Origin of the sequence: Neorhizobium galegae bv. orientalis str. HAMBI 540 (genome assembly GCF_000731315.1) — a bacterium.
Taxonomy (GTDB): Bacteria; Pseudomonadota; Alphaproteobacteria; order Rhizobiales; family Rhizobiaceae; genus Neorhizobium; species Neorhizobium galegae.
The window spans coordinates 955380-980308 of record NZ_HG938353.1 but is presented as its reverse complement, the minus strand read 5'-3'; the positions used below and the strand labels follow the sequence as shown (position 1 = coordinate 980308).

The 24929-nt window shown below is 62.9% G+C and carries 30 protein-coding genes and 1 pseudogene; 23 read left to right on the top strand and 8 right to left on the bottom strand.

Annotation, left to right across the window (positions count from 1 at the left end; all coding sequences use genetic code 11):
* Nucleotides 1-131: 131 nt before the first annotated feature.
* On the top strand, nucleotides 132-290 hold the full coding sequence (locus RG540_RS32820) for a hypothetical protein (RefSeq protein WP_167551670.1): 159 nt from the start codon (nucleotides 132-134) through the stop codon (nucleotides 288-290).
* A 56-nt stretch (nucleotides 291-346) separates the two neighbouring features.
* Here the strand turns inward: RG540_RS32820 and RG540_RS05005 are convergent, their stop codons facing one another.
* A complete protein-coding gene (locus tag RG540_RS05005) occupies nucleotides 347-1036 on the bottom strand; it encodes a pentapeptide repeat-containing protein (RefSeq protein ID WP_038585279.1) in 690 nt (229 codons plus the stop codon).
* Nucleotides 1037-1129: 93 nt separating this feature from the next.
* Complete coding sequence (locus tag RG540_RS05000; RefSeq protein WP_244446623.1) at nucleotides 1130-1912, bottom strand: alpha/beta fold hydrolase; 783 nt, start codon at nucleotides 1910-1912, stop codon at nucleotides 1130-1132.
* Between the two features lie 211 nt (nucleotides 1913-2123).
* On the opposite strand from RG540_RS05000, the pseudogene RG540_RS33100 reads away from it, so the two are divergent.
* Nucleotides 2124-2235 (top strand): annotated as a pseudogene (locus tag RG540_RS33100) (VOC family protein); the annotation flags it as partial.
* 22 nt (nucleotides 2236-2257) lie between these two features.
* Here the strand turns inward: RG540_RS33100 and RG540_RS04995 are convergent.
* Nucleotides 2258-3130, bottom strand: a complete 873-nt coding sequence (locus RG540_RS04995; protein ID WP_038585277.1) for a protein-L-isoaspartate O-methyltransferase family protein — start codon at nucleotides 3128-3130, stop codon at nucleotides 2258-2260.
* A gap of 152 nt (nucleotides 3131-3282) precedes the next feature.
* Between RG540_RS04995 and rarD the strand changes: the two genes are divergently transcribed.
* Both rarD and RG540_RS04985 read left to right on the top strand, forming a co-directional pair.
* Complete coding sequence (gene rarD, locus RG540_RS04990; RefSeq protein WP_038585275.1) at nucleotides 3283-4197, top strand: EamA family transporter RarD; 915 nt, start codon at nucleotides 3283-3285, stop codon at nucleotides 4195-4197.
* A 19-nt stretch (nucleotides 4198-4216) separates the two neighbouring features.
* The gene (locus RG540_RS04985; protein WP_038585273.1) at nucleotides 4217-4546 is read left to right on the top strand and encodes a DHCW motif cupin fold protein; all 330 of its coding nucleotides are present in this window, start codon (nucleotides 4217-4219) and stop codon (nucleotides 4544-4546) included.
* Between the two features lie 17 nt (nucleotides 4547-4563).
* On the opposite strand, the gene RG540_RS04980 is transcribed toward RG540_RS04985, so the two are convergent.
* Nucleotides 4564-5181 carry an LOG family protein gene (locus RG540_RS04980; RefSeq protein ID WP_038585271.1) on the bottom strand — a complete coding sequence of 206 codons (618 nt, stop codon included), beginning with the start codon at nucleotides 5179-5181 and terminating at the stop codon, nucleotides 4564-4566.
* Nucleotides 5182-5338: 157 nt separating this feature from the next.
* Between RG540_RS04980 and RG540_RS04975 the strand changes: the two genes are divergently transcribed.
* From RG540_RS04975 to RG540_RS04955, 6 genes are all read left to right on the top strand, one after another.
* The gene (locus RG540_RS04975; protein ID WP_051909242.1) at nucleotides 5339-7165 is read left to right on the top strand and encodes a LysM peptidoglycan-binding domain-containing protein; all 1827 of its coding nucleotides are present in this window, start codon (nucleotides 5339-5341) and stop codon (nucleotides 7163-7165) included.
* Nucleotides 7166-7337: 172 nt separating this feature from the next.
* Nucleotides 7338-7628 carry a GIY-YIG nuclease family protein gene (locus RG540_RS04970; RefSeq protein ID WP_038585269.1) on the top strand — a complete coding sequence of 97 codons (291 nt, stop codon included), beginning with the start codon at nucleotides 7338-7340 and terminating at the stop codon, nucleotides 7626-7628.
* A 903-nt stretch (nucleotides 7629-8531) separates the two neighbouring features.
* The gene (locus tag RG540_RS04965; RefSeq protein WP_038585267.1) at nucleotides 8532-9221 is read left to right on the top strand and encodes a hypothetical protein; all 690 of its coding nucleotides are present in this window, start codon (nucleotides 8532-8534) and stop codon (nucleotides 9219-9221) included.
* Between the two features lie 349 nt (nucleotides 9222-9570).
* Nucleotides 9571-11460: an ABCB family ABC transporter ATP-binding protein/permease gene (locus tag RG540_RS04960; protein WP_038585264.1), complete on the top strand. Its 1890-nt coding sequence runs from the start codon at nucleotides 9571-9573 to the stop codon at nucleotides 11458-11460.
* Nucleotides 11461-11502: 42 nt separating this feature from the next.
* Entirely contained in the window at nucleotides 11503-11643 is a 141-nt protein-coding gene (locus tag RG540_RS32280; protein WP_157884581.1) for a hypothetical protein, read from the top strand.
* A gap of 98 nt (nucleotides 11644-11741) precedes the next feature.
* Nucleotides 11742-12764, top strand: a complete 1023-nt coding sequence (locus RG540_RS04955; protein ID WP_038585261.1) for an LLM class flavin-dependent oxidoreductase — start codon at nucleotides 11742-11744, stop codon at nucleotides 12762-12764.
* Nucleotides 12765-12848: 84 nt separating this feature from the next.
* Here the strand turns inward: RG540_RS04955 and RG540_RS04950 are convergent, their stop codons facing one another.
* Complete coding sequence (locus RG540_RS04950) at nucleotides 12849-14705, bottom strand: ABC transporter ATP-binding protein (RefSeq protein WP_038585259.1); 1857 nt, start codon at nucleotides 14703-14705, stop codon at nucleotides 12849-12851.
* Between the two features lie 290 nt (nucleotides 14706-14995).
* On the opposite strand from RG540_RS04950, the gene RG540_RS04945 reads away from it, so the two are divergent.
* The 3 genes from RG540_RS04945 (at nucleotide 14996) to RG540_RS33450 (ending at nucleotide 16854) form a co-directional block, all read left to right on the top strand.
* Nucleotides 14996-15694: a phosphatidylserine decarboxylase gene (locus RG540_RS04945; protein WP_038593084.1), complete on the top strand. Its 699-nt coding sequence runs from the start codon at nucleotides 14996-14998 to the stop codon at nucleotides 15692-15694.
* 17 nt (nucleotides 15695-15711) lie between these two features.
* The gene (locus RG540_RS04940) at nucleotides 15712-16551 is read left to right on the top strand and encodes a CDP-alcohol phosphatidyltransferase family protein (RefSeq protein WP_038585256.1); all 840 of its coding nucleotides are present in this window, start codon (nucleotides 15712-15714) and stop codon (nucleotides 16549-16551) included.
* A gap of 174 nt (nucleotides 16552-16725) precedes the next feature.
* On the top strand, nucleotides 16726-16854 hold the full coding sequence (locus RG540_RS33450) for a hypothetical protein (protein WP_255759033.1): 129 nt from the start codon (nucleotides 16726-16728) through the stop codon (nucleotides 16852-16854).
* 18 nt (nucleotides 16855-16872) lie between these two features.
* Here RG540_RS33450 and RG540_RS04935 read toward each other — a convergent pair whose 3' ends face one another.
* The 3 genes from RG540_RS04935 to RG540_RS04925 are packed head-to-tail and all read right to left on the bottom strand — an operon-like array spanning nucleotide 16873 to nucleotide 18682.
* Nucleotides 16873-17490 carry a LysE/ArgO family amino acid transporter gene (locus RG540_RS04935; RefSeq protein ID WP_174479294.1) on the bottom strand — a complete coding sequence of 206 codons (618 nt, stop codon included), beginning with the start codon at nucleotides 17488-17490 and terminating at the stop codon, nucleotides 16873-16875.
* 39 nt (nucleotides 17491-17529) lie between these two features.
* The gene (locus RG540_RS04930) at nucleotides 17530-18297 is read right to left on the bottom strand and encodes an SOS response-associated peptidase (protein WP_038585251.1); all 768 of its coding nucleotides are present in this window, start codon (nucleotides 18295-18297) and stop codon (nucleotides 17530-17532) included.
* A gap of 58 nt (nucleotides 18298-18355) precedes the next feature.
* Complete coding sequence (locus RG540_RS04925; RefSeq protein ID WP_038585248.1) at nucleotides 18356-18682, bottom strand: YnfA family protein; 327 nt, start codon at nucleotides 18680-18682, stop codon at nucleotides 18356-18358.
* A gap of 167 nt (nucleotides 18683-18849) precedes the next feature.
* Between RG540_RS04925 and RG540_RS04920 the strand changes: the two genes are divergently transcribed.
* The 10 genes from RG540_RS04920 to RG540_RS04875 all read left to right on the top strand — a co-directional run bounded on the left by RG540_RS04920 (nucleotide 18850) and on the right by RG540_RS04875 (nucleotide 24895).
* Nucleotides 18850-19128 carry a type II toxin-antitoxin system RelE/ParE family toxin gene (locus RG540_RS04920; protein WP_038585245.1) on the top strand — a complete coding sequence of 93 codons (279 nt, stop codon included), beginning with the start codon at nucleotides 18850-18852 and terminating at the stop codon, nucleotides 19126-19128.
* A gap of 15 nt (nucleotides 19129-19143) precedes the next feature.
* Nucleotides 19144-19461 carry a HigA family addiction module antitoxin gene (locus RG540_RS04915; RefSeq protein ID WP_407668866.1) on the top strand — a complete coding sequence of 106 codons (318 nt, stop codon included), beginning with the start codon at nucleotides 19144-19146 and terminating at the stop codon, nucleotides 19459-19461.
* A 25-nt stretch (nucleotides 19462-19486) separates the two neighbouring features.
* The gene (locus tag RG540_RS04910) at nucleotides 19487-19903 is read left to right on the top strand and encodes an NUDIX hydrolase (RefSeq protein WP_038585240.1); all 417 of its coding nucleotides are present in this window, start codon (nucleotides 19487-19489) and stop codon (nucleotides 19901-19903) included.
* A gap of 47 nt (nucleotides 19904-19950) precedes the next feature.
* Entirely contained in the window at nucleotides 19951-20382 is a 432-nt protein-coding gene (locus RG540_RS04905; RefSeq protein ID WP_038585237.1) for a TIGR02301 family protein, read from the top strand.
* A 101-nt stretch (nucleotides 20383-20483) separates the two neighbouring features.
* Nucleotides 20484-20741, top strand: coding sequence for a hypothetical protein (locus tag RG540_RS04900; RefSeq protein ID WP_007752665.1), 258 nt, complete (start codon nucleotides 20484-20486; stop codon nucleotides 20739-20741).
* A 40-nt stretch (nucleotides 20742-20781) separates the two neighbouring features.
* Nucleotides 20782-21522, top strand: coding sequence for a hypothetical protein (locus RG540_RS04895; RefSeq protein WP_038585234.1), 741 nt, complete (start codon nucleotides 20782-20784; stop codon nucleotides 21520-21522).
* A gap of 345 nt (nucleotides 21523-21867) precedes the next feature.
* The gene (gene ygfZ, locus RG540_RS04890) at nucleotides 21868-22710 is read left to right on the top strand and encodes a CAF17-like 4Fe-4S cluster assembly/insertion protein YgfZ (RefSeq protein WP_038585231.1); all 843 of its coding nucleotides are present in this window, start codon (nucleotides 21868-21870) and stop codon (nucleotides 22708-22710) included.
* A 35-nt stretch (nucleotides 22711-22745) separates the two neighbouring features.
* Nucleotides 22746-23330 carry a YfbR-like 5'-deoxynucleotidase gene (locus RG540_RS04885; RefSeq protein WP_038585228.1) on the top strand — a complete coding sequence of 195 codons (585 nt, stop codon included), beginning with the start codon at nucleotides 22746-22748 and terminating at the stop codon, nucleotides 23328-23330.
* Entirely contained in the window at nucleotides 23327-23851 is a 525-nt protein-coding gene (locus RG540_RS04880; RefSeq protein ID WP_038585225.1) for a tyrosine phosphatase family protein, read from the top strand. The genes RG540_RS04885 and RG540_RS04880 overlap by 4 nt, the downstream gene beginning before the upstream one ends.
* Nucleotides 23852-23971: 120 nt before the next feature.
* Nucleotides 23972-24895, top strand: a complete 924-nt coding sequence (locus RG540_RS04875; RefSeq protein ID WP_038585223.1) for a mechanosensitive ion channel family protein — start codon at nucleotides 23972-23974, stop codon at nucleotides 24893-24895.
* Nucleotides 24896-24929: the final 34 nt, after the last annotated feature.

Here is a 24929-nt window from a genome sequence, read left to right as displayed (position 1 = left end):
CATATAGACGGCACATTGAGGCAGCCGCTCGCGGTAATGACGTAGCAGCGCCTGGCAACCAACCCCCTCACTATTTCATTAATCCAAAGAGGCTTCGGCATTCTGCCGGAGCATCGAGATCGGAGACGTTCATGTCTGATAAAAAAGCAAACACCGCGGACCAGCCTTACGAGCCTATCCCCTTCGCCAAGAAGCATCGCATTTCGGTTGAGGATGCGAAGGCGATCATCGAAAAGCACGGCGCAGACCGGAAGTCGGCCGACAAGGAAGCACGGCGCGTAGCCGTCTAATCCTTCTCGCCTATAAGACGACTGGAAGAACCGGAGACTGAGGATGCCGCACCCGGCTATTGAACCTTCAGTCCCAGTTCCGCCAGGATATCCCCGGCCTGTTGCCGCGAGATCGTCGCTCCCTTGAACTTCTTGGCATCGATCAGCTTCAGGCCGCCGAGGTCCGCGCCGCGCAGATCGGCCCCTTCGAACCTCGCATCGACCAGGCCCGTGTCGCGAAGGCTGCATCCGTCGAACACCACATCGCGAAAATCGCATTTCGACAGATCGGCCATGCCGAAATCGACCCGCTCGATCCGGGACTTCCGGAACGACAGTGCGGGAAGCCTTGCCTGCGCCAGGATGGTCTCCTTGAACGACAGGCCGAGCGAGGCAATTCGCGTCAGGTTGGCACCCGTCAGCTTGCAGCCGACGAACCGGGTGTCGTTCATTTTGGCTTCCAGGAAAGCGGCGTTGTTGAAGTCGCAATTCCGGAACTCCGCCTCCGCGAGGTTGGCGCCCGTAAAATTGGCGAACGGTCCCCGGCATCCCTCGAACTTCGCCCCTTCGAGGTCGGCGGCCCGCAGATTGACGGTCGTCATCCGGCAGTTTCTGAATTCCCAGCGCTGCAGATCCAGCCCCGACAGGTCCGCTTCCTCCAGAATGCAGCCGCTCAGGACCACAGTGCTTCCTGCGGCGGTAAAGCCAAGCATTTCCGCGCGTCCGATCCGCTGTTCGGAAACCTCGATCGGGCTCTGCTCCGACATGACATTCGCCTCCACCGACATCCGTTTGTCTGATTGATCAGAGATTCGGCTTGGAAACAACCGGCTGCGCGCGGTGGTGAAGACCTGCTTTCGTCACCGGCCATCTTGGCGATATCGATCGTACTCTCCGCACTCTCGCTGTTGATTGGTACGCCTGATGAAGTCGAATATCAGCGCTGCGGCTTCGGCTGCATGCGTCTCGAACAGCAGGTGGCCCGCGTCGAGTACGTGGGTTTCCATTCTCGGCAGAGCCCGCATCCAAGAGAGGACCTCAGCAAGGTCAAAGAAGGCGTCGTGCCGTCCCCAGACCATCAGCGAGGGAGGCTGCCGGCGCGCGAGATATTCCGCAATGGCGTCGAAGCGGGCGACGTGGTTTCCGTAGTCGGCGACGAGGGCTCGCTGCACCTCCGTCCGGCCTGGCAAACACATGATCCGCCAATCTTCTTCCCAGTATTCTGCCGGGATCCGCGCGGCAACATCCCGCGGGACGCCCGCAACATACTGGTCGCGCGTGCCCTCGAATGTCAGGTGTGTGGTTGCCGCCGCCTCGTTTTCCGGGCTCGGGTCAGCCCAGAATGCCTGCGTCGCGGCCCATTCCGGCCCGAGCCCCGTCCGATGAGCGTTGGCGTTCTGAATGATGAGACCCAGAACTTGCTCCGGTGCGTTCATGGCAATGTGTAGTCCCACAGGGGCGCCGAAATCATGGAGGTAGACATAGCGCGGCCCGACTTCGAGCCGATCCAGCAATTCCCGGATTGCCTCGCCGAAATCGGAAAACGAGACCCTCGGCAGAACGTCGGATTGCCCGAAGCCGGGCAGATCCGGCGCGATCACGTGAGCGATCTGCGACAGCTGCGGTATGACCTCCCGGAACATTCGAGAAGAGTTCGGGAACCCATGGAGGAGTAGCACGGCGGGCCTGGAGGTCTCGCCTGCCCTTATGAAGGACAATTCTGTGCCGCCCGAAAGGCGAAGTCGCTGCGGGGTGGCCGGACACATTGCGGGCTCCTCTTATCGACTGTCTCAAATCCCGGAATGCCCAGCTCCGGGAAACGTTCCAACAGGTGGCGCGGAGACGGTTCTTGCAACTTGGCAGATCACGCCCGCACGTACTGACTGACGCGCTTGCCGCGGGTGGTGATCAAGCAAAGCGTGCCTTCGATGCGATGATAACCGTGAGGAAGATCGACGTTGGGGCCGATCGAAGCGGGGCTGTCGCCTTCATACCTCCTCGAAACTCAGCCCCCAATCCTCCTCGCCGTACCACTCGCCCTCCTGGGGCGGCTCCCGCCAGCGCAGGCTCCGCACCTGATAGCCGCGGCGCGAGCGGAAGGCTTCCGCCAGTCCTTCGTGGCGGCCCGGCGGAGGTGGTTGCTGGCCTTCGGCCCAGACGAAGGAGACCGGCTGCAGGAATCTGGCGCCGAAACCTTTTGCGCGGTGGTCGATCATCAGGAAGCCCGCGCGGCCGGTAAAGCCGCTCCGCCGGCCGTTGTCGATCGCCGGAAAGCCGAGCGGGAAGAGCGTGCGCCCCGAGACCGCCAGATTGTCGATCCAGGCGGCCGGCGGGTGGTCCAGCGCGAAATTGGCGTAGATCACGTCCGCATCCTCCTTCGGCCATTCGGTCGCGTCGCCGCGGACGAGCTCGACATTCGCGTAAGCCGCCAGGTTCTGCCGCGCCTTTTCCGCGAGAGCCTCGTCGTATTCGACGGCGATCACCCGGCCCGACGGCCCCGCCAGCTCCGCGATGATGGCCGTGTAATATCCGGTCCCGGCGCCGAGATGAGCGACGGTCTCGCCGTCGCGGATGCCGAGCGCGTGCAGCGCGCCGGCATGCAGCGACGGCATGCCGTTGTTGACGCCGCGCGCCGTGTCCAGGCCGACCAGCACATCCTGGTAAAGGACCAGCGGATCGGTCGAGGCAAGCTCGCGATAATTGCGGAAATCGTTGTAGACCCAGGGCGGCGGGCCGACGAATTGTTCGCGCGGCACCGTGGCGAAAGCGGCGAGGAGCCGGGCGTCTGCACTCACGCCGGCCTTGGCCAGGATCTGGCGGGCGTAGATCTGCCGGTGCAACGGCTGGTTTTCGAACTCCATCCAATTCCTCCGTTCTGACAGGGAATCACTATCGCAAGCCAAGCCGACAGAATCGCGACAAACGATAGGCTCTTCAATGAAATGAATTGGTCCGGCTCAACCTATTCGTTTAAATGGGGGATAACCAGAACAACATACCGGAAACACCCCGCATGACCACCGACATCGCCCCGGCGACAATAGCGAAGAACGAGGATACCCCGCGCGGTTTCGCCTTCGGGCTGACGGCCTATTTCCTCTGGGGCTTCCTGCCGTTCTACCTGAAGGCTGTTGCCCATATTCCTTCGCTCGAAGTGCTGGCGCACCGGGCCATCTGGTCGGTGCCTGTGGCTGGAATCGTTCTCCTGATCCTGCGTCGCACCGGCGATCTCAAGGTGGCGGTGCAGAACCCGCGCATGCTGGCCATGGCATGCCTCACCGCCCTTATCATCATGGCGAACTGGGGCATCTATGTGTGGGCGGTCGCCGCCGGCCGTGCGCTCGACGCGGCGCTCGGTTATTTCATCAATCCGCTGTTCAGCATCTTCCTCGCAGCCGTCCTGCTCAAGGAAAGGCTGGCGCCGGTTCAGCTCGCCGCGATCGGCCTCGTGGTGGTCGCGGTGGCGATCCTCACCTATGACGCGGGCGGATTGCCCTGGGTTTCGCTGGCACTCACCGTCACCTGGGGGTTCTATGCGCTGTTCCGGAAAACCCTGCCGATCGGTCCGAACCAGGGTTTCTTCCTGGAAGTGCTTCTGATCAGCATTCCCTGTCTGCCTTATGTGATCTGGCTGGAATCGACCGGCCAGGGCCATCTCCTCAATTCGACCGGGTGGGACACGTTCATCCTGATGGCCGCCGGCATCATCACCGCCGCACCGCTGATGATCTATGCCAATGGCGCAAAACTCCTGAAGCTCTCGACCATCGGCATCATGCAATATATCGCCCCGACGATGATCTTCCTGATCGCGGTTTTCGTTTTCCACGAGCCGCTCAGCCTGGTGAAGCTCGGGGCCTTTGCGCTGATCTGGGTGGCGCTCGCCGTCTACACCTGGTCGATGCTGAAACAGACGCGCGGCCGATAACCCTTTCCGGAGCATAAGAATGCAGATCAGCGACATTCCGTTCAGCACGACCGACTGGAGCAGGGTGCCCAAGACCGAGCACAAGGGCGAGACTGGCCTCACCACCTGGCAGACATGCCATTTCGGGAAGATCCGGTTGCGGATGGTCGAATATTCGCCCGGCTATCTCGCCGACCACTGGTGCGTCAAAGGCCATATCCTGCTCTGCCTCGAAGGCGAGCTGACGACTGAACTCGCCGACGGCCGGGTCTTCGTGCTGAAGCCCGGCATGAGTTATCAGGTGGCTGACGATGCCGAGCCCCACCGCTCCTCGACAGCGGTCGGCGCAAAACTCTTCATTGTCGACTAGAGCTTAAGCAACGGCGCTCAAAGCCTTGAAATCACAGCGTCCTCGCCGCTGGACGGCGGACGCTCCTCGCCCTGCTCCAGGATCGCCGGGACGATTTCCTCGACATTGGCGATGACAAGCGGCTGGACCAGATGGGCGCGGTGGATAAAACCCTGCTCGCGCATGTGGGTGATGAGGTCGAGCATCGGATCCCAGAAACCGCCGATATTGGCAAAGACCATCGGCTTCTCATGCCGTCCGAGCTGCGCCCATGTCATGATCTCGACGATTTCCTCCAGCGTGCCTATTCCGCCCGGCAGGGTCACGAAAGCGTCAGCGCGCTCGAACATCTTGTGCTTGCGCGCATGCATGTCCTCGGTCACAATCAGCTCGTCGAGCTGGCCAAGCGAATGGCGCGTGGCCTCCATGTCGACCAGGAATTCGGGAATGATGCCGGTGACCTGACCGCCGTTCGACAGAACGCCGGCCGCGACCGCACCCATGATACCCTTGGTGCCTCCGCCATAGACAAGCCGAAGCCCATGGGCGGCGATGGATTTTCCGAGCGCACGGCCGGCCTCGATATAGGCGGGATCGCGTCCCGGCTGCGAACCGCAGTAAACGCAGATGGATCGAATCGGCACAGTTTTCTCCATAAGGCATTTCAAGTAGAGGGCCAAAGCGAGCCCCGGTCGTCAAAATTGACGGGAAATGCCCGGAAGAGCAAGGGTTTATCGTGTGAAAAGCTTGTGAATGCGGGAGGAAAAGGTTAATCCGGATATGCGATGGCTATAGCTGTCGGGAGAGGCATTGATGATGAAAAACCGCGCCGGCTGGCTGGCTCTGATCGTATTGGCTATCGCATCGCTGCTGATGGTGTTCTTCGTGATGCCTGCGATAAACAAGGATTCAAAGCCGATCGGCGACGCGATCAATGCTGCAGGCAATGCCGTCAAGGACGCGGTGACGGAACCACAGCAGGCAGCCAAGGCGCCTGATGCCGCAAAGCCGGCCGACCCGGCCGCTGCGCCGCAGACGGCCCCGCCCGCAGCGGGCTCCCAGGCGGCCTCAACCCAGACGCCCCCCACTCAGGCTGACGCGGCGATGGCGCCGCCCTCCTTCGACGTGTTGCGGGTCGAACCGGACGGTTCGACCGTGATCGCCGGCCGCGCCGCGCCGCATTCCAAGCTCGAAGTCACCGATGGCACCACGGTCGTCGCCAAGGTCGATGTCGGCCCGAGCGGCGATTTTGCCGCCATCCTCGACAAGCCGCTGCCGCCCGGCGATCACCAGCTGGTGCTGAAGGCAACCGGCAAGGACGGCAAGGCCACCGTTTCGGAAGAAACCGCGACGGTTTCCGTGCCTGCCGACAAGAACGGCAAACTGCTTGCAATGGTCACCAAACCCGGCAAGGCAAGCCGCCTGATCGCCACACCGACCCCAGACACCGCAAGTCTCCCTTCTATGGCTGCAGCGCCGCCGGCGGCTCCCCAGGGCGCGACTTCGGCCGCGACCAATCCGGCTATCGCCGGCCCCGCTCCAGCGCTTGCCGCACCCTCGTCCGCGCCGTCCACCTCGGTTGCGACGCTGCCGGCACCGCCCTCCGGCTCATCCACTCTCGCGTCGTCCGCGCCGAATATCCCGGTCTCGGCGTCCGCCTCCCCGGGGGCGGCGGCGCCTGAACTGCGCGTCACCGCCGTCGAGATCGAGGGCAACAAGATTTTCGTCGCCGGCAGCGCGAAGGCCGGCACGTCGCTGCGCGGCCAGGCCGACGGTCGGCCGATCGGCACCGCCCAGGCGGGCCAGGACGGCAGTTTCGTTATCGAAGGGACTATCGACCTTGCGGTCGGCGACCACCGGATCGGCGTCGAAGCGCTCGGAGCCGGCGGCCAGGTTCTGGTACGGGTCGAAGTGCCCTTCAACCGCCCGGCCGGCGATCAGGTTGCTGCCGTAGCGGCGCCGCAAGCCCCCAATAACGGCATGTCTGCGGCCGACAGCGGCGCCTTCGACAAGCTGCGCAACGAAACCGTACGCGCCTTCAACCTGCTGCGCGCGCTCTACGACAACGGCCGCGTTCCTTCGGCGGAACAGATGGTCGCCGCCCGCTCGGCCACCTCAATCGCGCTGAAGTCGCTCTCCGAATACCGGCTGCAAGCCGACGCTGTGGCCTCCGCCCGCGTGCTTGCCGAAACCACAGCCCAGAATGCTGCGGCAGCGGTCGCTGCCCTCGACGCGCTTCCCAAGGATGTCGCAGGCGTCGGCGCCGGCCTGAAGCGGATCGGCGACATGATCGCCCGCGCCGTCGGTCCGATCATTGCCCGCGAACTGCACGGCGTCGAAGTGGCCACCGCCGCTCCGATGACCGCAACCGATGCCGGCGGCGCCCGCACCATACAGCAGGAGGCGCTGACGCAGAGCGAACGCAGCTCGGTCATCATCCGCCGCGGCGACACGCTCTGGCAGATCTCCCGCCGCGTTTATGGCCAGGGCGTGCGCTATACGACGATCTACCTCGCCAACGAGGCCCAGATCCGCAATCCCGACGTCATCCAGCCAGGCCAGATCTTTGGGGTCCCGGACGAGGCACGGCCGGACGCAGAAGAACTCCACCGCCAGCGGATGATGCACCGCCGGTCGTAAGGGCCAGAATTGGGGTATCATTACCCCTCCTAGCCCATTCGGGACGTCGCTTGGGACTGCGGCGGGTCCCCAATCTCCCTCATTCCTGTGCTTGTCAGAGGAATCCAGCCGCGCCGCGTCGGCGGTGCGAAAGACTCTTGCAAGCCGTAGTGACCACTGCCACTCTTCAACCATGAAGGGTTACGTCTACATTCTCGCCTCGAGGCGCAACGGCACGCTCTACATCGGCGTGACACGCGATCTTCCTGGCCGCCTCTACGAACATCAGAACGAACTGACACCCGGCTTCACATCGCGATACGGCGTTAAGACACTCGTCTGGTTCGAGGAATACGACCTCCTCGTTGACGCGATCACCCGCGAAAAGACGATGAAGAAATGGCCGCGGAAATGGAAACTCAACCTTATCGAGGAACGCAATCCGGATTGGGAGGACATCGCCTCGCATCTGCATTCGTTGTGAGGATAGAGTCCCTGCCGCGCAGACGCGCGGCTGCTGGATTCCTGTGACAAGCACAGGAATGAGGGTGGGTGGGGCCGAGGTCTTCATCCAAATCCGATGTGTCTGCGGAAGCTGGTTTCCAGACTGCCTTTGCAAAGAAGAGCCAAAGCACGCGGGGCGTAGAGTCTGGTCGGGACGGCTCCCCAATCTCCCTCATTCCTGTGCTTGTCACAGGAATCCAGTAGCACCTCGTCTGCGGTGCGAAGACTCTTCCCGGACACTTCCTTCACCCGATAACCGGGGACAATTTTCCCCACCCACAAAAAAACGCCCCAACGCCGTCAACCCCTTACCGGCATTCACGTCCCCGTCCATCCCCGTCTCCCGAACCCGCTCCACAATCAACCCGTCATCGGATGGGAAACCGGGTTCGCGAACCGGCCTCCTCCTCAGGGTTCTCGGACCCCGGTTTCCGGTGATGGCTGCAACGATGATCGACGTGGGCTCGGAAATCCTCGAAAGACCATCGAAACAGTCGGGGCAGGCGGAAAGCCTGAATACCCAATATACCGAAATACCCCGCCTGCCCCATTCCCAAACCAAAACCGCGCCGGGATGACGCCCGGCGCGGCCAAAACTGCTTGCAGTTCGAAATCGCGGCTGGCTGGGCCGGCACGGCCTGCCATAGTGCCGTCCGGGTTTGCTGAGTCGCGCTATCAGCCGCGTTTTTCCGCCCCTCGTGATGCCGCCTTACCACCGCCATATCCCCAGGATCGTCCGGAAACGCTCGTTTCGGGACTCAAGCTCCCGCCTGCTCCGTTTCAGCCAGCCTCGCGCAGGTTAGGGGGAATACCGCGGTGATCAGGCGGCGTGCTCGCATATTATCTCCGACTCTGATCCATGCCGCGCGGACAGGAGAAGAAAATGGTTTCCAGCATTAATTCCGTTCGGATTTGGTCCTCTCAGGCGGCCCTCAATGCATTCAAGGATGTCTCCGACAACAGGACGCCCGGCAGCCCGACGTCCGGCTCGTCCTCCTCGTCGCTCGCCGACATGCTGTTTCCCGGCAGCAGCGGTGGTGACGACTATGAGGACGACAAGATCGCGGCGCTGATCGCCTCGCTGCAGCGGACGATGAACGGCACCGTCCCCGACGAGACGGCCGGCGACGGTTCGGTCGGCGACATGTCCAGCAAGGCGTTCATGAAAGCGCTGCAGGAGAAGCTGGACGCGCTGAAGGCGAACCCCGACAGCAAGGCGATGGCCGAGGCGATGCAGAAGGCGCTCGACGCCGGCACACTGAAGATGACCGACGCGGTCGCCGGCGACCAGATCACCGCCTGGGACATGACCGACGGCAAGCAGACCTCGACCAGCGTCACCTCGGTCGATAAATCCGACTGGACCCAGTTCCTGAAGGACCGCCTGACGCGGGACGACGGCGGCAAATTCGTGCGCAACGCCGATGGCAGCTATATCGAGAAGGCAACCGGGGCCAGCTCCTATTTCGGCATGGTCGGCGAGGCCTATTATTACATTTCCTGGCCGACGCCGGCAGCGACCACCAAGCCCGCCGCAGGCACCACGCCCGCCGCCTCCACCAGTACCAAGTGACACGACAGGCCAAGGCGGGCGAAAATCCCGCCCGGCCTTCCTTCCGTCCTCCGCCCGGCCTTTGAACTTTCACGAAACCGTCATTGCAACATCCGCCGCCGGACCTTATGTGCGGGAGGCGTTTTGACGCGCCCGTTATCGGGACAGTCGTATTTGGGAACGCCCCTCATCCGCCTGCGTCCTGCGGACCCCTCTGCCGTTTGAACGGGAAGAAGGGCGCAAGCCGTCGGCTTTCTGCCTCCCCCAGCGATGGTGCGGGACGGCTTGAGGCCAGCGGCTTCTCCTGCCGAGGGTCGGAGCGAGAGGCAATTCCATATGCGGCTGACCCGCGCCCGCTCCGGAGACATCGATGGCGAATACCAAGAAGACCATTTCGGCGGATGCCAGCAATCCGCTCGGCACGCTCGTCAACCTGTGGCCCTATATGTGGCCCGAGGGTCGCGCCGATCTGAAGGCCCGGGTCATCTGGGCGACCTTCTATCTGTTCCTCGCCAAGTTCGTGCTTCTGACGGTACCTTATTTCTTCAAATGGGCGACCGATGCGCTGAACGGCAAGCTGGATATGGCCGGCATCCTGCCGGCCTTCCTGCTCGGCGCCGTGGTGCTGGTCATCGCGCTCAACTTCACCCGCATCCTGCAGGTCGGCCTCAACCAGCTGCGCGACGCGCTGTTTGCTTCGGTCGGGCAATATGCCGTGCGCCAGCTCGCCTACCGCACCTTCGTGCACATGCATCAGCTGTCGCTGCGTTTTCATCTGGAGCGCAAGACCGGCGGCCTGTCGCGGATCATCGAGCGTGGCACCAAGGGCATCGAAACGATCGTGCGCTTCACAATCCTCAATACTGTGCCGACGCTGCTCGAATTCGTGCTGACGGCCGTGATCTTCTGGGTCAGCTACGGCTTCTGGTATGTCGCGGTGACGGCGGTCACGGTGGCGCTCTACATCTGGTTCACGGTCAAGGCCAGCGACTGGCGCATCGCCATCCGCCGCTCGATGAACGACAGCGACACGGACGCCAATACCAAGGCGATCGATTCGCTCCTCAATTTCGAGACGGTCAAATATTTCGGCAACGAGGAGATGGAAGCCAAGCGCTTCGACAGTTCGATGGCCCGTTACGAGAAGGCGGCGACCGACGTCTGGACCTCGCTCGGCTGGCTGAACTTCGGCCAGGGCGTCATCTTCGGCCTCGGCACGACCGTGATGATGGTGATGTCTGCGCTTGCCGTACAGCGCGGCGAGCAGACGATCGGCGATTTCGTGTTCGTCAACGCGCTGCTCTTACAGCTTTCCGTGCCGCTCAACTTCATCGGTTTCGTCTACCGCGAAATCCGCCAGGGCCTCACTGACATCGAGCAGATGTTCGAGCTCCTGGAAGTGCAGCCCGAGGTCGTTGACCGGCCGGATGCCAAGCCCCTCGACATCGCCCAAGGGTCGATCTCCTTCAAGGACGTGCATTTTTCCTATGATGCGGCCCGGCCGATCCTGAAGGGCGTCTCCTTCGACGTGCCGGCCGGCAAGACGGTGGCGATCGTCGGGCCATCCGGTGCCGGCAAGTCGACCATTTCGCGCCTGCTCTACCGGTTCTACGACATCCAGGACGGCTCTATCACCATCGACGGGCAGGACGTGCGCGACCTGACGCAGCATTCGCTGCGCGCGGCGATCGGCATGGTGCCGCAGGATACGGTGCTGTTCAACGACACGATCGCCTACAATATCCGCTACGGCCGACCTTCGGCCACCGAGGAAGAGGTGCTGGCCGCCGCCGACGTGGCGCAGATCGGCCACTTCATCAGCGCCCTGCCGGACGGTTTCGAGACCAAGGTCGGCGAGCGGGGCCTGAAGCTGTCCGGCGGCGAGAAGCAGCGCGTGGCGATCGCCCGGACCGTCCTCAAAGCTCCGCCGATCCTGATCCTCGATGAGGCGACTTCGGCGCTCGACACCACGACCGAGCACGAGATCCAGTCGGCGCTCGACGTGGTCTCCAGGAACCGCACGACGCTCGTCATCGCCCACCGGCTTTCGACCGTCATCGGCGCCGACGAGATCATCGTCCTGCGCGACGGGCGGATTGCCGAGCGGGGCACGCATAGCTCGCTGCTCGACCAGAACGGGCTCTACGCCTCGATGTGGAACCGCCAGCGCGAAGCGGTGCAGGCGGAAGAACAGCTGCGCAAGGTGCGCGAGAGCGACGACCTCGGCGTGGTGCTGCGCGGCGTCCCGGCGGCGGAATAGGCCGGTGGCGGACACGAACTCCAAAACAGGACAGATCTCAACGTGAAACGCTACCTCACCCCCCGCATGCTCGTCCTCGGCAGCGTCGCCATCGCCTATATGCTGGTGCTGGTCTTCTTCGGCTCGCCGCTGCTCGCCTTCACCACCTGGATGGGCTGGGTCGATCCGCAGGCGGCGCGGTAAGCGGACGCACTGTTCACAGGGCGATGACTGTTCATGTCGCCATCGGGATGCCATCTAACGTGTAACTTCAGACACAATAAATTCAAGGTGGTAGCACAATGAAAAAGATCGGCTTTCTCTCCTTCGGGCACTGGACACCCTCGCCACAATCTCAGGCGCGGTCGGCATCCGATGTCCTCCTGCAATCCATAGAACTGGCGGTGGCTGCCGAGGAGCTCGGTGCCGACGGCGCCTATTTCCGCGTCCACCATTTTGCGCGGCAGCTCGCCTCGCCCTTCCCGCTTCTGTCGGCCGTCGGCGCCCGCACCAAGCGCATCGAGATCGGCACCGCCGTCATCGACATGCGGTATGAAAACCCGCTCTACATGGCGGAAGACGCCGGCGCCGCAGACCTCATCGCCGGCGGACGCCTGCAGCTCGGCATCAGCCGCGGCTCGCCGGAACAGGTGATCGACGGTTTCCGCTATTTCGGCTACCAGCCGGCGGAAGGCGAGACCGACGCGGATCTCGGCCGGCGCCATGCGGAAGTGTTTTTCGACGTGCTGCGCGGCGAAGGTTTCGCCAAACCCAATCCTCGGCCGATGTTCCCCAACCCACCCGGCATGCTGCGCCTGGAGCCGCATTCGGCGGGCCTGCGCGACCGCATCTGGTGGGGTTCCAGCTCCAACGCGACCGCCGTCTGGGCCGCCAAGCTCGGCATGAACCTGCAGAGCTCGACGCTCAAGACCGACGAGAGCGGCGAGCCGTTCCACATCCAGCAGGCCGAGCAGATCCGCATCTACCGCGAGGCCTGGAAGGAAGCCGGCCATGCCCATGAACCACGCGTCTCCGTCAGCCGCAGCATTTTCGCGCTGATGAACGACACGGACCGCGCCTATTTCGGTGGCAGCGGCGAGAGCCAGGACCAGATCGGCAATATCGACCCGCAGACCCAGGCGATCTTCGGCCGCTCCTATGCCGCCGAGCCGGACAGGCTGATCGACCAGCTGAAGGCCGACGAGGCGATCGCCGAGGCCGATACGCTGCTTCTAACGGTGCCGAACCAGCTTGGCGTTGAGTATAACGCGCATGTGCTGGAGAGCATCTTGAAGCACGTGGCGCCGGGGCTGGGGTGGCGGTAACCAAGCGCAACCGCAACTAAACCTTGGACAGTACCTAACGACGGCTTGACGTACGGAGCCGTCGTTCCAGTGCACTCATACGCGCTAACTATCATCAGCATCCGCGATGTATCCACCGGTCTGCCGCTTCCAGAGCCGGGCATAGAGTCCATCGCGGGTCAGCAGCTCGTCGGGCGTTCCCTCTTCGACGATACGGCCTTTGTCGAGAACGATGATCCGATCCATTTTGGCGATCGTCGACAACCGGTGAGCGATGGCAATCACCGTCTTGCCGTTCATCAGCACGGCCAATTTATCCTGAATGGCTGCCTCCGATTCGCTGTCGAGCGCGGAGGTCGCCTCGTCGAGCACGAGGATCGGTGCGTCCTTGAGAAGGACCCTTGCAATGGCGACGCGCTGCCGCTGGCCGCCGGACAATTTGACACCGCGATCACCAACGAAGGCATCGTATCCCTTGCGCCCTTCGCCGTCGGTCAGTTCGACGATGAAACCGTCCGCCTGGGCGGCGCTGGCCGCCTGTTCTATTTCCTCCTGCGACGCAGGCGGCCTTCCGTAGCGGATGTTGTCTCCGACCGAGCGATGCAGCAGGGCGACATCCTGGGAAATGACGCCGATCTTCTCCCTGAGACTTGCCTGAGTGACCGAGCGAATGTCCTGGCCGTCAATCAGGATCGAGCCGCTCGTCAGGTCATAAAACCGCAGAAGCAGGCTCACCAGCGTCGTCTTGCCCGCCCCGGAAACCCCAACCAGTCCCACCTTCTCGCCTGCCTGAACCTTCAAGGTCAGGCTATCGAGAACCTTTCGGTCGGCGCGATATGCAAAGCCGACATTCTCGAAGCAGATCTCGCCGCGCGAAACGACCAGCGGCGGCGCATTCGGTGCGTCGTTGATGGTTGGCGGCGTGGTCATTACCGGCATGGCGTCCCGGATGGTGCCGACGGCCTGGAAAATCTGCTGGCCCATCTGCAGAAATGCGCGGGCATTTCCCGACAGGCGCTGGGTGATGTAAAGCGAGGCGACGAACTGGCCGGTGCTGACAAAGCCGGCGATCATGCCCCAGAAACCGACGGTGAGCATGGCAAACCACAGGAGCACATTGAGGGTTATGATGCCGGTGTCGGTGGTCAGGTAGATACGCCGTTCTTTCTGCTGCGTTTCCACGACATTTGCGAAGACGTTGCGCAAGGCACCGGCTTCGCTGTCTTCCGCGGCGAATTGCTTCACCATCTGAATATTGCTGTAGAGATCGGTCATCGACCCCACGACCAGGCTGCGCTGGCGGGCCGAACGGCGGGAGCGCTCGGTGAAATGGGGGACCGCTATAACGGCAATAACAACGCTGGCGGCAATCCAGATAAAAGCCGGCAGCGCGAGCGGCCAGGCCACGGTCCCGAGCAGGAACAGCGACCCGATAAACTGCACGAGGAAATGCGGGATCGTCTGAAAGGCCACGACGACCTGCTGCTGGACCGCGGATGCGACCTGAGACAGGCGCGAGGCCACCTGGCCGGCGAAAAGGTCATGGAAGAACCCGAGGTCCTGTCTTTCCACGGCTTTATGCCCCTGCCACTGGATTGCCACCGGCATGCAGACTGCGACCGCTTGCGAGGCAAGCGTATTGGCGAAAAACGCGAAGACAGGCAGAACCGGGAATAGCAGCACTCCCATGGTCAAAAGCAGGCGCCACTGATCGTGGAGAAAGGTTGCGGCTCCTTTTGCAGCGACGCCGTCAACGATGATCGACAGGCTCCAGATCAGGAAAAGGTTGATGCATTCCACCAGCATGGCAAACACCGAGATGGAAATCAGAACTCCCCGGAACATTTTGATGAAGTGCAGGAGCAGCACGAAAGGGCCGCGGGAGGGCAGACGCTCATGGGGGATTTCGAGGGGCCGGATCAGGGTTTCGAAGGGACGATAAACGAAATCTGAAAAGGACATGACAGCTGAAAGACCATCTTGAGATTGAATCGTCGAAAGATTTAGCGCACCATTTAACCACAGATTGTTTCTCGGCGCGAAGCTTCTCTTAGGTCGTATTCTCTGGAGAAGATCAATTCCTGTGCTCGCTTCGCCCTGCAACCGGCGCTGGCCACCGTGCGGAACCACACAAGCGCGATCGCCGCGAAAGCGATTGCGACCGAACCCGTCAGTTGCGTCTTGGAACCGCATTGCCGCAAAAACGGTTTCGCTGTAGTCAGGTGACCCTGACCATACGGGAGAAAACGTTGATCAACCTCTTCGACACCATCCGCAACACGCTCGTGCCGATCCATAAGGAAGGTTACATCTTCGTCGCAGCCTTCTTCATCGCCTCGCTGATCCTTGGCTACCTCGCCGAGCCGCTGTTCTGGGTCGGCCTGGTGCTGACTTTATGGTGCGCCTATTTCTTCCGTGATCCGGAACGGGCGGTGCCGCAGGACGACGACCTGATCCTCAGCCCCGCCGACGGACGCGTCAGCCATGTCGCCATGGTCGTGCCGCCGGTCGAGCTGCAGCTGGGTTCCGAGCCGATGCTGCGCATCTCGGTGTTCATGAACGTCTTCGACTGCCACATCAATCGCTCCCCGGTGCGCGGCCAGGTGTCGCGCATCGAGTATCGCCCCGGCCAGTTCGTCAATGCCGAACTGGACAAGGCAAGCGACGACAACGAGCGCAATGGGCTGGTGATCGACACCCGCCATGGCAAGGTCGGCGTCGTGCAGATCGCCGGCCTGGTGGCGCGGCGCATCGTCTGCTGGGTGAAGCCGACCGAACCGGTCAATGCCGGCGAACGGTTCGGCCTGATCCGCTTCGGCTCGCGGCTCGACGTGTTCGTGCCGGCCGGCGGCCAGCCGCGCGTGTCCGTCGGCCAGCGCGCCATCGGCGGGGAAACCGTGCTTGCGGAATTCGGCTCCGCCAAGGGCCCGACCCTCAGCCGCCGAACGTAAAGGGAAGACAGAGCATCATGGAGACGCCCGCTTCGCCGCCCTCGCCCCCTCATTCGCACACGGAGCCGAACCAGCAGAACGAAGAGGCCCGCGGGCCCCGCCTGCGCGAAATCCCGCTCCGGCTGCTGGTCCCGAACCTGATCACCGTGCTCGCCATCTGTGCGGGCCTGACGGGCATCAGGCTCGCCTTCGAGGGGCGCTACGAGCTGGCAGTCGCCATGGTGCTGCTGGCCGCCTTCCTGGACGGCATCGACGGGCGTGTGGCGCGGCTCCTGAAGGCCACGTCGAAATTCGGCGTGCAGATGGATTCGCTCGCCGACATCATCAATTTCGGCGTCGCTCCGGCGCTGGTCTCCTACGCCTTCCTGCTCGACCAGGCGCATTCGATGGGCTGGATCGCCGCCCTGCTCTATGCAATCGCCGCCGGCCTGCGCCTCGCCCGGTTCAACGTCATGGAAGACCGCAACATCAAGGCCGACTGGCAGTCGGAATTCTTCGTCGGCGTGCCGGCGCCGATGGGCGCCATGCTGGTATTGCTGCCGGTCTATCTTGGCTTCCTCGGGCTCGAGGCGACGCCGATCTTCGTTTACGCAAGCGTCGCCTATACGCTGCTGATCGGCTACCTGCTCGTCTCCCGCCTGCCGGTCTGGTCCGGCAAGTCGAGCCGCATCCGCCGCGACCTGATGCTGCCGATCATGCTTGCCGTGGTGCTCTATGTAGCGCTGCTGATGAGCTATACTTGGCAAGTGCTGTCGACCACCGTCGTCGCCTACCTCCTCGTCCTGCCGTTCAGCGCCCGCGCCTGGCACCGCCGTTACGGCACGATCACCATCGAGGACGACAGTACACATGTCTGAGTCTGCGCGAACTCGGTAAGCTGCAACTTTCGCGCAACAGTTTCCCGCAAGATGACAGTTCTACGAATGCCGGGCGGCAGTGCCGGCTTGCCGGCCACGATTCCGCCCGCTTTTATGGGAAAAGCCGCGATCGCAAAAATGCAAACAAGAGATTCGCGTGTTGAGGAGACAGCCATGAGCACCGAGAAGAAGATCGAATCAAAACCGGAAATGACCACGCCCTACCGTCCGCTGGGCTTGAAGGCCGTGGTTGCGGCCGCCCTGATGTTGAACCGCAAGCCGAAGCTTACTCCGGCGGGTTGATCAGTCGGCTGATCGGCGTCATTCGCCGCTGAAAAAGCTCCACAGGAGCCCGAGCGCGAGCAGGCCCATGACGATGCCGATAACGACATCCAGCACCCGCCAGGCGGCGGGTCTGGCAAACAGCGGCGCCAGGAAACGTGCGCCGTAACCGAGCCCGAAGAACCAGACGAACGAGGCCAACGCCGCACCGGCGCCATAGGCCACCCGTTCCGCTCCTTCGAAGGCCGCAGACAGGCTGCCGAGCAGGACGACCGTATCCAGATAGACATGCGGGTTGAGGAAGGTGAAGGCCAGGCAGGTCAAGACCGCCGCCTTCAGCCCCATCGGCTCCGGCGCGCCTGCGACCATCGCGGCCGGTTTCAATGCCCGGCGGAAGGCCATGAAGGCGTACGTTCCGAGAAACACCGCACCGCCGAGCGTCACCACCGAGATCAGCACCGGCGACCGAGAAACGAGGGTGCCTAGCCCGCCGACGCCGGCGGCGATCAGTGTCGCATCCGAAAGGGCGCAGATCAGGCAGAGGATGAAGACATGGGAGCGGATCAGCCCCTGACGCAGGATGAAGGCGTTCTGGGCGCCGATGGCGATGATCAGCGAAGCACCGAGTGCGAGGCCGGAAAGGCCGGCGGAAAACAGGTTCATGAAATTGTCCGTCTGAAGGAAGAGAGCCGAGGGTCAGAAAAGCGACATCTGGGTCGAGTCGGGTGTCGGCTTTTTCGGCGGCTCCTCTTCCGGCTGCGCGACCGCGACCGGTTTCTGCAGGTCCGGCCCCATGTTGGCGACCTTGTTGACGAGGTCGGAAACCGGCAGCGCCTCGAAGAAATCTTCCTGAACCGGCCGGATCAGGTCGGCCACCTCACGCGGCTCCTGCGTCTTGCAGTCGAGCCACCGGGCAAAATCCTCGGGCTCGATGACGACGGGCATGCGGTCGTGGATGTGGCGAATGCCGCCGTTGGCCGCCGTCGTCATGATCGCTGCGGTATCCACCTCGGAACCATCGGCAGAAGACCAGGTCTCCATCAGACCGGCAAAGGCGATGACGCCGCCGCGCTTCGGGCGGATCCAATAGGCCTGTGGCCTGACGCCGCTTTCCTTCGGCGGCCGGCGCCATTCGTAGAAACCGCTGGCGGGGATCAGGATACGGCGATGGCGCATGGCGGCGCGGAAGGACGCCTTGCCGATCGCCGTCTCGGAGCGCGCGTTGATCAGCAGCGGAAACTCCTTCATGTCCTTCACCCAGCCGGGGATCAGGCCCCAGCGGGCAAGGAAGGCGCGGCGCTCCGGCAGGTTGCTGCCCGGCTCACGCTTTTCCGACGACATGACGACGAGGATCGGCTGGGTCGGGGCGATATTGTAGCGGGCCGGGAAATCATCGAGATCCGCCAGGTTGAAGAATTCAGAAATATCCTTGGGGGTCGCCGTCAGGGCGTAGCGTCCGCACATGCAGACTATGTGGCATCGGGCCTTGGAAGGGTCAAGCGCTGATGATCGGGCGCCGATGTCATACGCTTCTGGGACCGAAGAGGATGATCGCGCCGCCGACGAGGCACACCGTGACGCCGAGAACATCCCATCGGTCCGGCACCCGGGCCTCGATAGCCCAGAGCCAGAGGATCGAGGCGAGGATATAGATGGCGCCATAGGCCGCGTAGGTGCGCCCCGCCGCCTCGCTCGGCACCAGCGCCAGCAGCCAGGCGAAGACGATGAGCGACACAACGCCCGGCGCCAGCCACCAGACCGGCTTTTCCAGCCTGAACCACGCCCAGAAGGCGAAACAACCGGCAATCTCGGCAAGCGCGGCGATGGCGTAGAGGATGTAAGTTTTCATGGGAGACGTGGGCTTGAAGGAGATGGCATCTGGGGCACGTTTTCATATGATCGAAACGATGGAAACCGAAATCTGCGCGATCCCGTCATAACGCGGGCATGCACGGCCACATGTAAATTATTCGCTTACAGCCTTGACCTCGTGTAAGCAATATACTTACATGCTGCATGATCAGATCCTTCAGGAACAAGGCGCTGGCTGCCCTGTTCCAGAGCGGCAAGACGAGCAAGATCGACGCGAAGATGCACAAGCGCATCCTTGTGCGGCTGGACCGTCTTGAAGCGGCCGAGCGCCCGGAGGACATGAACCTGCCGGGGTTTGATTTTCATGCCCTGCATGGCCTTGATCCGACCCGCTATACCGTTCACGTCAACGGGCCGTGGTGCATCACATTCGAATTCGACGGCAAGGACGCCGCCCGTGTTGATTTCGAGCAATACCATTGAAGCGGCGGTTTAGGGATGAGATCGATGGCGGAATATGACGTGAAAAGGCCGATTGAACGTTGCCCGTCGCATCCCGGGGCGCTGCTTGATGAGATCATCCCCGCGACAGGCAAGACGAAGGTCGAGATCGCCGAACTGCTCGGTATCTCCCGCCAGCAGCTCTATGACATCCTGCGCGAGCGCAAGCCCATCTCCCCAAATGTCGCGGCCCGACTCGGGAAGATGTTCGGCGACGGTGCCGCTATCTGGCTGCGCATGCAGGCCGCCTATGACGCCTGGCACGCGGAACGCGAGGTGGACGTCAGCAAGATTCCGACATTAAGTGCCGCCTAATAAGACAAGACGCAAAGACCGTAGTATGCCCCAATCCCCCCAAGCCGCGTCCTCCGCCATTCTCGAACGCGATGGCCGGTTTCTGCTGATTCGGCGTGTGAACCCGCCGTCGATGGATCTGTTCGCGTTTCCGGGCGGTCGGGCCGAGCCCGGCGAGACGCCGGAGCAGACGGCAGTGCGGGAATTTTCCGAGGAGACCGGCATTACGGCGCGCAATCCCGTCCTCTTCGCCACCTATGATCTGAAGAACGAGAAGCAAGGCGGGCAGCATTTCTTTCTGTCGGTCTTTCGCGTGGAGGCGGACCCCGACACCCAGGCGATCGCCGCCGACGATGCGGCCGATGCCGGCTGGTATACGCTTGAAGAGATCCGCGGCCTGTCCGTGCCGGCGAGCGTGCTCGAATGCGCCGAGAGGCTGGCGGCGGAGATCAATGCCCGCTAAGAAGGCTCGCTAAGACCGGCGCAATCGCGCCGCATCGGGACCCGTTCATGAAGCTCATTCAGCGACTTGGCTGCCTGACACTGGTTGCTATCCTCGCGGCAACGCCGCTTGCCGCCCAGTCGACGAAACAGCAGCCGTCCGCACCGCCACCGCCTCCCCCGGCGGCCGAGGAAAAGCCGGCGCCCTACGACGGGCATCTGACCCGGCTGGCGGAAGTGCTCGGCTCCATCCAGTATCTGCGCGCGCTCTGCGGCGCATCGACGTCCGAATGGCGGGCCTCGATGCAGCAGTTGCTGGATGCCGATACCGGCACCGAGCCGAAGCGCCGCGAGAGGTTGACTGCGGCCTTCAACCGCGGGTATCGGTCGTTTGCAGCCGTGCATACGTCCTGCACGGATGCGGCCAGGACAGCCGAGGAGCGTTATCGTATCGAAGGCGCAACACTTGCGACAGAAATCGCAGCGCGCTTCGGAAATTAGAGGATTATTTACCTCTTTTGGCGGGAGGCCGTGTCGTTTTGATAAAAGGCTGATAAAGTTTTTAACGGGCTAGTAATTAAACGGGCACCGAGGACGACAGAATGCAGACAGGCCGCAACGACATCGACGACATGATTGTGCATGAGAAGATGCAGGCTGCCTTGGAATATCAGAGCGAGGCATGGGCAGACGGCCGTGCCGACGGTATCGAGCCAGAAATCATTGCCGACGCAGCTCTGGTACTTGCCATGCGGGAAACCATCCGCATTCATGGAGAAATGGGCGCCGAAGCCATGCTTGATTCGCTCAAGAGCCGCATGCTCGCCGGCGAATTCTCCCCCGAGCGCACTGTTCAATAAACGATAGAGGTTTCCCGTGCGAAACGCGGCGGAAACGACGATGCCCAAGCTCTCCATCCGCCTTTCGGCGGCAATCGTGCTTGCCGCCGCCATGACAATGGCGGTCGGCGGCCAGGCCCTGGCGCTGTCCGAGCTGCGCCCGAGCGTCGAGCCACAAGAACCGGAGCGTGGCCAGAGCCGCGCCATCGTCCAGGCTTTCGAAGGCACGACCCTGCCGCAGCCGGGACCCGCAATCAATCGATCTGCACAGGCCGGCGACAGCACCAAGACGACCGCTCCGCCGGCAAACCCGAACACCGCGCCGAGCGACGACAAGCCGGCGGAAATCATCCGCGACATGACCAAGCTGCCGGCGCCGGTCAAGCAGATGCGTGAAAAGCTCGTCGAGGCCGCGGCCTCGGGCGATGTCACCCGCCTGCGCGACCTGATGGGAACAGGGGCCACCCAGACGCAGGTGATGAACGGCGAATTCGAGGATCCGATCGAAACGCTGAAGAGTTTTTCGGGCGATGCGGACGGCCAGGAAATCCTCGCCATCCTCCTCGATATCCTTTCAACCGGCGCGGCGCATTTCGACATCGGCACGCCGGAAGAAGCCTATGTCTGGCCCTATTTCGCCGGCAAGCAGCTTTCGAAGCTGACGCCGCCCGAACGGGTCGACCTTTTGCGCATCGTGACGGCCGGCGACCTCGCCGGCATGGAAGAGAACGGCAACTACAACTTCTTCCGCGCCGGCATCAGCCCGGACGGCAAATGGAAGTTCTTCTCCGGCGGCGACTGAGCGGGCGACTCGCGTTTTTTTCGCGTCAGTCGCCACCACTGCATTTGCCGAACCGTCGCTACCCCCCTCTGTCACTTCCGTGACATCTCCCCCTCAAGGAGGGAGATCATGGGGATTGCCGCATCGGGTCCATCCCAATAATAACGTCCCAAAAAGATAACCTGGCGTATTGGACCCCAGGCGGTACCCCCAGCCAATCTCCCCCCTTGAGGGGGAGATGCCCGGCAGGGCAGAGGGGGGTGTAGCGGCATATTCGGCCGCCACCGCATTTGCCGCCCGGCATGCCTTGCCGCCGCCCCTGCGAAGACTTAACTCTCAGGTTCAGAACAACCGGATTCCCGCGCCATGCCCGCCGCCTTTCTTCCTTCGCGAAGCCTGATCCGCCTCACCGGCAAGGATGCGCAGGATTTCCTGCAGGGGCTGATCACCACCGACATCGATTCGCTACCGGAAGGTGAAGCCCGGCCGGGTGCGCTGCTGACGCCGCAGGGCAAGATCCTGTTCGATTTCCTGGTCTGGCGGGAGAGAGACGGGTTCGTCATGGAGACCGAGACGGCGCAGCGCGAGGCGCTGATGCGGCGGCTGACGATGTACAAGCTGCGCGCAGCCGTGGATATCACGGCCGGTCCGGAAGACGGTATCACCGTGTTCTGGGGTGATGATTCGGGCAAGGGCTCGGTGAAGGATGCGGCCTTTGCCAAGGCCGGCATCGCCCTCACCCGCGCTCCCGGCAATCTGGATGACGGATCAGAAGAGGCTTATCACGCGCTGCGAATCGAAGCCGGCATCTCGATCTCCGGTCACGACTATGCGCTGCAGGATGCCTTTCCGCACGACGTGCTGCTCGACCAGACGAGCGGGCTTTCCTTCCGGAAGGGCTGCTATGTCGGGCAGGAGGTCGTGTCCCGCATGCAGCATCGCGGCACGACTCGGCGACGGGTGGTGATCGTTTCGGGCGATGCCGCCCTGCCCGCTTCCGGCACCGAGATCGTGGCAGGCGGCAAGCCGGTCGGGACGCTCGGATCGGTTTCCGGCAACAAGGGCCTGGCGATCGTGCGCATCGACCGCGTCGGCGACGCTTTGGCGCGTGGTGTGGCGCTTTCAGCCGGCGACGTCGCGGTCAGCCTGGCGCTTCCCGCCTGGAGCGGGCTCTCCTTCCCCGCCGAGGCTGAAGAGGCCGAGACGTGAGCCCAGTGGTGACGGCACCACGTGCCTGGCAACGAATGCTGTCGGGACGCCGGCTCGACCTGCTCGACCCCTCGCCGCTCGACATCGAAATCTCCGATATCGCCCACGGACTTGCCCGCGTCGCCCGCTGGAACGGCCAGACGCGCGGCGACCACGCGTTTTCGGTCGCCCAGCACTGCCTTGTCGTCGAGGAGATCTTTCGCCGCTGCAACGAGGCCTGCGCGCCCGATGCGCTGCAGATGACGATGCTGCACGATGCGCCGGAATATGTGATCGGCGATATGATCTCGCCGTTCAAATCAGTGGTCGGCGGCGGCTATAAGGCGGTCGAGCAGCGGCTGGAGGCCGCGATCCACCTGCGTTTCGGCCTACCGCCGCATCCGAGCCGCGAACTCAAGGCGCTGATCAAGAAGGCCGATACGATCGCTGCCTTTTTCGAGGCCACGGAACTTGCAGGCTTCTCGGTCACGGAGGCGCGAAAATTCTTCGGCCAGCCGCGCGGCATCACCTCAGACATGCTGCCGATCCAGCCGATGCCGGCGCTGACGGCGCAACAGCTTTTCCTCGACCGATTCCATCAGATCGAGGCCGAGCGCAAAGCCCTGGGCAACGCACCATGACCGCGATCGTCGTCTGCCCGCTGAGTTCCATCGCCGAGACAGCCGTCCGGCACAAGGCGCGCGAAATGGTGAGCCTGATTGCCGAGGGCCAGGACTTTCACCGGCCGGGCGTGATTTCCGCCGAGCGCCACTTGAAGCTGGCGATGAACGATATCGGTTTTGCCGGCACGGGAGGCCTGATCGCCCCGAGCGAGGTGCATGTGGAAAGCCTGATCGGCTTCGTGCGCAATTGGGACCAGTCGGCGCCGATCGTCATCCATTGCTGGATGGGTGTCTCCCGTTCTCCGGCCGCAGCGGTGATCGCCGCGCTTTCGCTACACCCCGAGGAAGACGACTTCGCACTGGCTGCAAGGCTTCGCAGCGTCGCGCCGCATGCGACGCCGAATACGCGACTGATCGAGATCGGCGACCGGCTGCTTGGCCGCAACGGCCGGCTGATCGCCGCCATCAAGGGGATAGGCCGCGGCGCCGAGACCGACGGCCGGGCGTCCTTCATCCTGCCGCTAAAAATCTCGCCTTGAACCTGAAAGTTGAATTTTCCTAATTGTTTAGCTGGAGGCGGGAAACCTCCATTTTTCTCTTGACCTCGCGGCCTGCTGCGCCAATTAACGGCGAAACCGAAAGAAGGAGCAGACCGCCGGATGGACCAGGCGTCGGAATTTGTTGTGGCAACCAGAGCGGCGCTCGCTCAGTTGAGCGCGCTGGCGGTGCAATATTCCTTCTCCGCCGTCGGTGCGATCGTTCTCCTCATTCTCGGCTGGATGGCCGCCGGCCTGATCAGCCGCTGGGCCCATCGCGGCCTGTCGCGCATCCACGGCATCGACGCGACGCTGTCGCAATTTTTCTCCAATATCATCCGTTATGCGATGCTGGTTCTCGTCATCGTCATGGTGCTCGGCCAGTTCGGGGTGCAGACGGCATCGGTGCTCGCGGCGCTGGGCGCGATCGGCCTTGCGGTCGGCCTGGCGCTGCAGGGTACGCTGCAGAACATCGCGGCGGGCATCATGCTCCTGGTCCTGCGGCCGTTCCGGGTGGGGGAGAGCATCGAGACTGGCAGCGTCACCGGCACGATCGTCGATGTCGGACTGTTTGCGACCGAACTTCGGACCGCCGATGGCGTCTATCGGCTGGCGCCGAACTCGACGTTGTGGAACGTGCCGATCACCAATTACAGCCGGCTGAAAACACGCCGCAACGAGATTTCGGTCAGCATCGGCACCGACCGCGACATCGGCCGGACCCAGGCGAAACTGATGGCGATCGCCAGCGGCGACAGGCGGGTGCTGAAGGATCCGGCGCCGACCGTCTACGTGTCCGAATTCGATGCCGGCAGCGCCAAGCTGACGCTGCGCTACTGGACGAAGAGCAGCGACTGGTGGGAAACCGGCCGTGACCTGACCAGGGACGTCAAGCTCGCCTTTGATAAGTTCCCTGGCGACAAATTCCTTGGCGACAAATCGCCGGAACAGATTCCAGACCCTCAGGTAGAAACCCGCGACGTCACCGGTGAGAGCGGACCTCCGGCTCCTCACGGTGCGGACGAACCGGTTACGCAGCGGACCTGAAGGAAAGGATGCATCGGGGCCGGCTTTTCACGAG

Bases quoted from the DNA above. Each gene is read 5' to 3' on its own strand.
- RG540_RS04995 (WP_038585277.1), bottom strand. From the start codon at position 3,130: ATGGAGTTCGAAAACCAGCCGTTGCACCGGCAGATCTACGCCCGCCAG.
- rarD (WP_038585275.1), top strand. From the start codon at position 3,283: ATGACCACCGACATCGCCCCGGCGACAATAGCGAAGAACGAGGATACC.
- RG540_RS04955 (WP_038585261.1), top strand. From the start codon at position 11,742: ATGAAAAAGATCGGCTTTCTCTCCTTCGGGCACTGGACACCCTCGCCA.
- RG540_RS04950 (WP_038585259.1), bottom strand. From the start codon at position 14,705: ATGTCCTTTTCAGATTTCGTTTATCGTCCCTTCGAAACCCTGATCCGG.
- RG540_RS04900 (WP_007752665.1), top strand. From the start codon at position 20,484: ATGCAGACAGGCCGCAACGACATCGACGACATGATTGTGCATGAGAAG.
- ygfZ (WP_038585231.1), top strand. From the start codon at position 21,868: ATGCCCGCCGCCTTTCTTCCTTCGCGAAGCCTGATCCGCCTCACCGGC.
- RG540_RS04905 (WP_038585237.1), top strand. From the start codon at position 19,951: ATGAAGCTCATTCAGCGACTTGGCTGCCTGACACTGGTTGCTATCCTC.
- RG540_RS04880 (WP_038585225.1), top strand. From the start codon at position 23,327: ATGACCGCGATCGTCGTCTGCCCGCTGAGTTCCATCGCCGAGACAGCC.
- RG540_RS33450 (WP_255759033.1), top strand. From the start codon at position 16,726: ATGAGCACCGAGAAGAAGATCGAATCAAAACCGGAAATGACCACGCCC.
- RG540_RS04940 (WP_038585256.1), top strand. From the start codon at position 15,712: ATGGAGACGCCCGCTTCGCCGCCCTCGCCCCCTCATTCGCACACGGAG.
- RG540_RS04985 (WP_038585273.1), top strand. From the start codon at position 4,217: ATGCAGATCAGCGACATTCCGTTCAGCACGACCGACTGGAGCAGGGTG.
- RG540_RS04920 (WP_038585245.1), top strand. From the start codon at position 18,850: ATGATCAGATCCTTCAGGAACAAGGCGCTGGCTGCCCTGTTCCAGAGC.
- RG540_RS05005 (WP_038585279.1), bottom strand. From the start codon at position 1,036: ATGTCGGAGCAGAGCCCGATCGAGGTTTCCGAACAGCGGATCGGACGC.
- RG540_RS04925 (WP_038585248.1), bottom strand. From the start codon at position 18,682: ATGAAAACTTACATCCTCTACGCCATCGCCGCGCTTGCCGAGATTGCC.
- RG540_RS04960 (WP_038585264.1), top strand. From the start codon at position 9,571: ATGGCGAATACCAAGAAGACCATTTCGGCGGATGCCAGCAATCCGCTC.
- RG540_RS04915 (WP_407668866.1), top strand. From the start codon at position 19,144: ATGAGATCGATGGCGGAATATGACGTGAAAAGGCCGATTGAACGTTGC.
- RG540_RS04895 (WP_038585234.1), top strand. From the start codon at position 20,782: ATGCCCAAGCTCTCCATCCGCCTTTCGGCGGCAATCGTGCTTGCCGCC.
- RG540_RS04885 (WP_038585228.1), top strand. From the start codon at position 22,746: ATGCTGTCGGGACGCCGGCTCGACCTGCTCGACCCCTCGCCGCTCGAC.
- RG540_RS05000 (WP_244446623.1), bottom strand. From the start codon at position 1,912: ATGTTCCGGGAGGTCATACCGCAGCTGTCGCAGATCGCTCACGTGATC.
- RG540_RS04970 (WP_038585269.1), top strand. From the start codon at position 7,338: ATGAAGGGTTACGTCTACATTCTCGCCTCGAGGCGCAACGGCACGCTC.
- RG540_RS04965 (WP_038585267.1), top strand. From the start codon at position 8,532: ATGGTTTCCAGCATTAATTCCGTTCGGATTTGGTCCTCTCAGGCGGCC.
- RG540_RS32820 (WP_167551670.1), top strand. From the start codon at position 132: ATGTCTGATAAAAAAGCAAACACCGCGGACCAGCCTTACGAGCCTATC.
- RG540_RS04980 (WP_038585271.1), bottom strand. From the start codon at position 5,181: ATGGAGAAAACTGTGCCGATTCGATCCATCTGCGTTTACTGCGGTTCG.
- RG540_RS04910 (WP_038585240.1), top strand. From the start codon at position 19,487: ATGCCCCAATCCCCCCAAGCCGCGTCCTCCGCCATTCTCGAACGCGAT.
- RG540_RS04930 (WP_038585251.1), bottom strand. From the start codon at position 18,297: ATGTGCGGACGCTACGCCCTGACGGCGACCCCCAAGGATATTTCTGAA.
- RG540_RS04875 (WP_038585223.1), top strand. From the start codon at position 23,972: ATGGACCAGGCGTCGGAATTTGTTGTGGCAACCAGAGCGGCGCTCGCT.
- RG540_RS04975 (WP_051909242.1), top strand. From the start codon at position 5,339: ATGATGAAAAACCGCGCCGGCTGGCTGGCTCTGATCGTATTGGCTATC.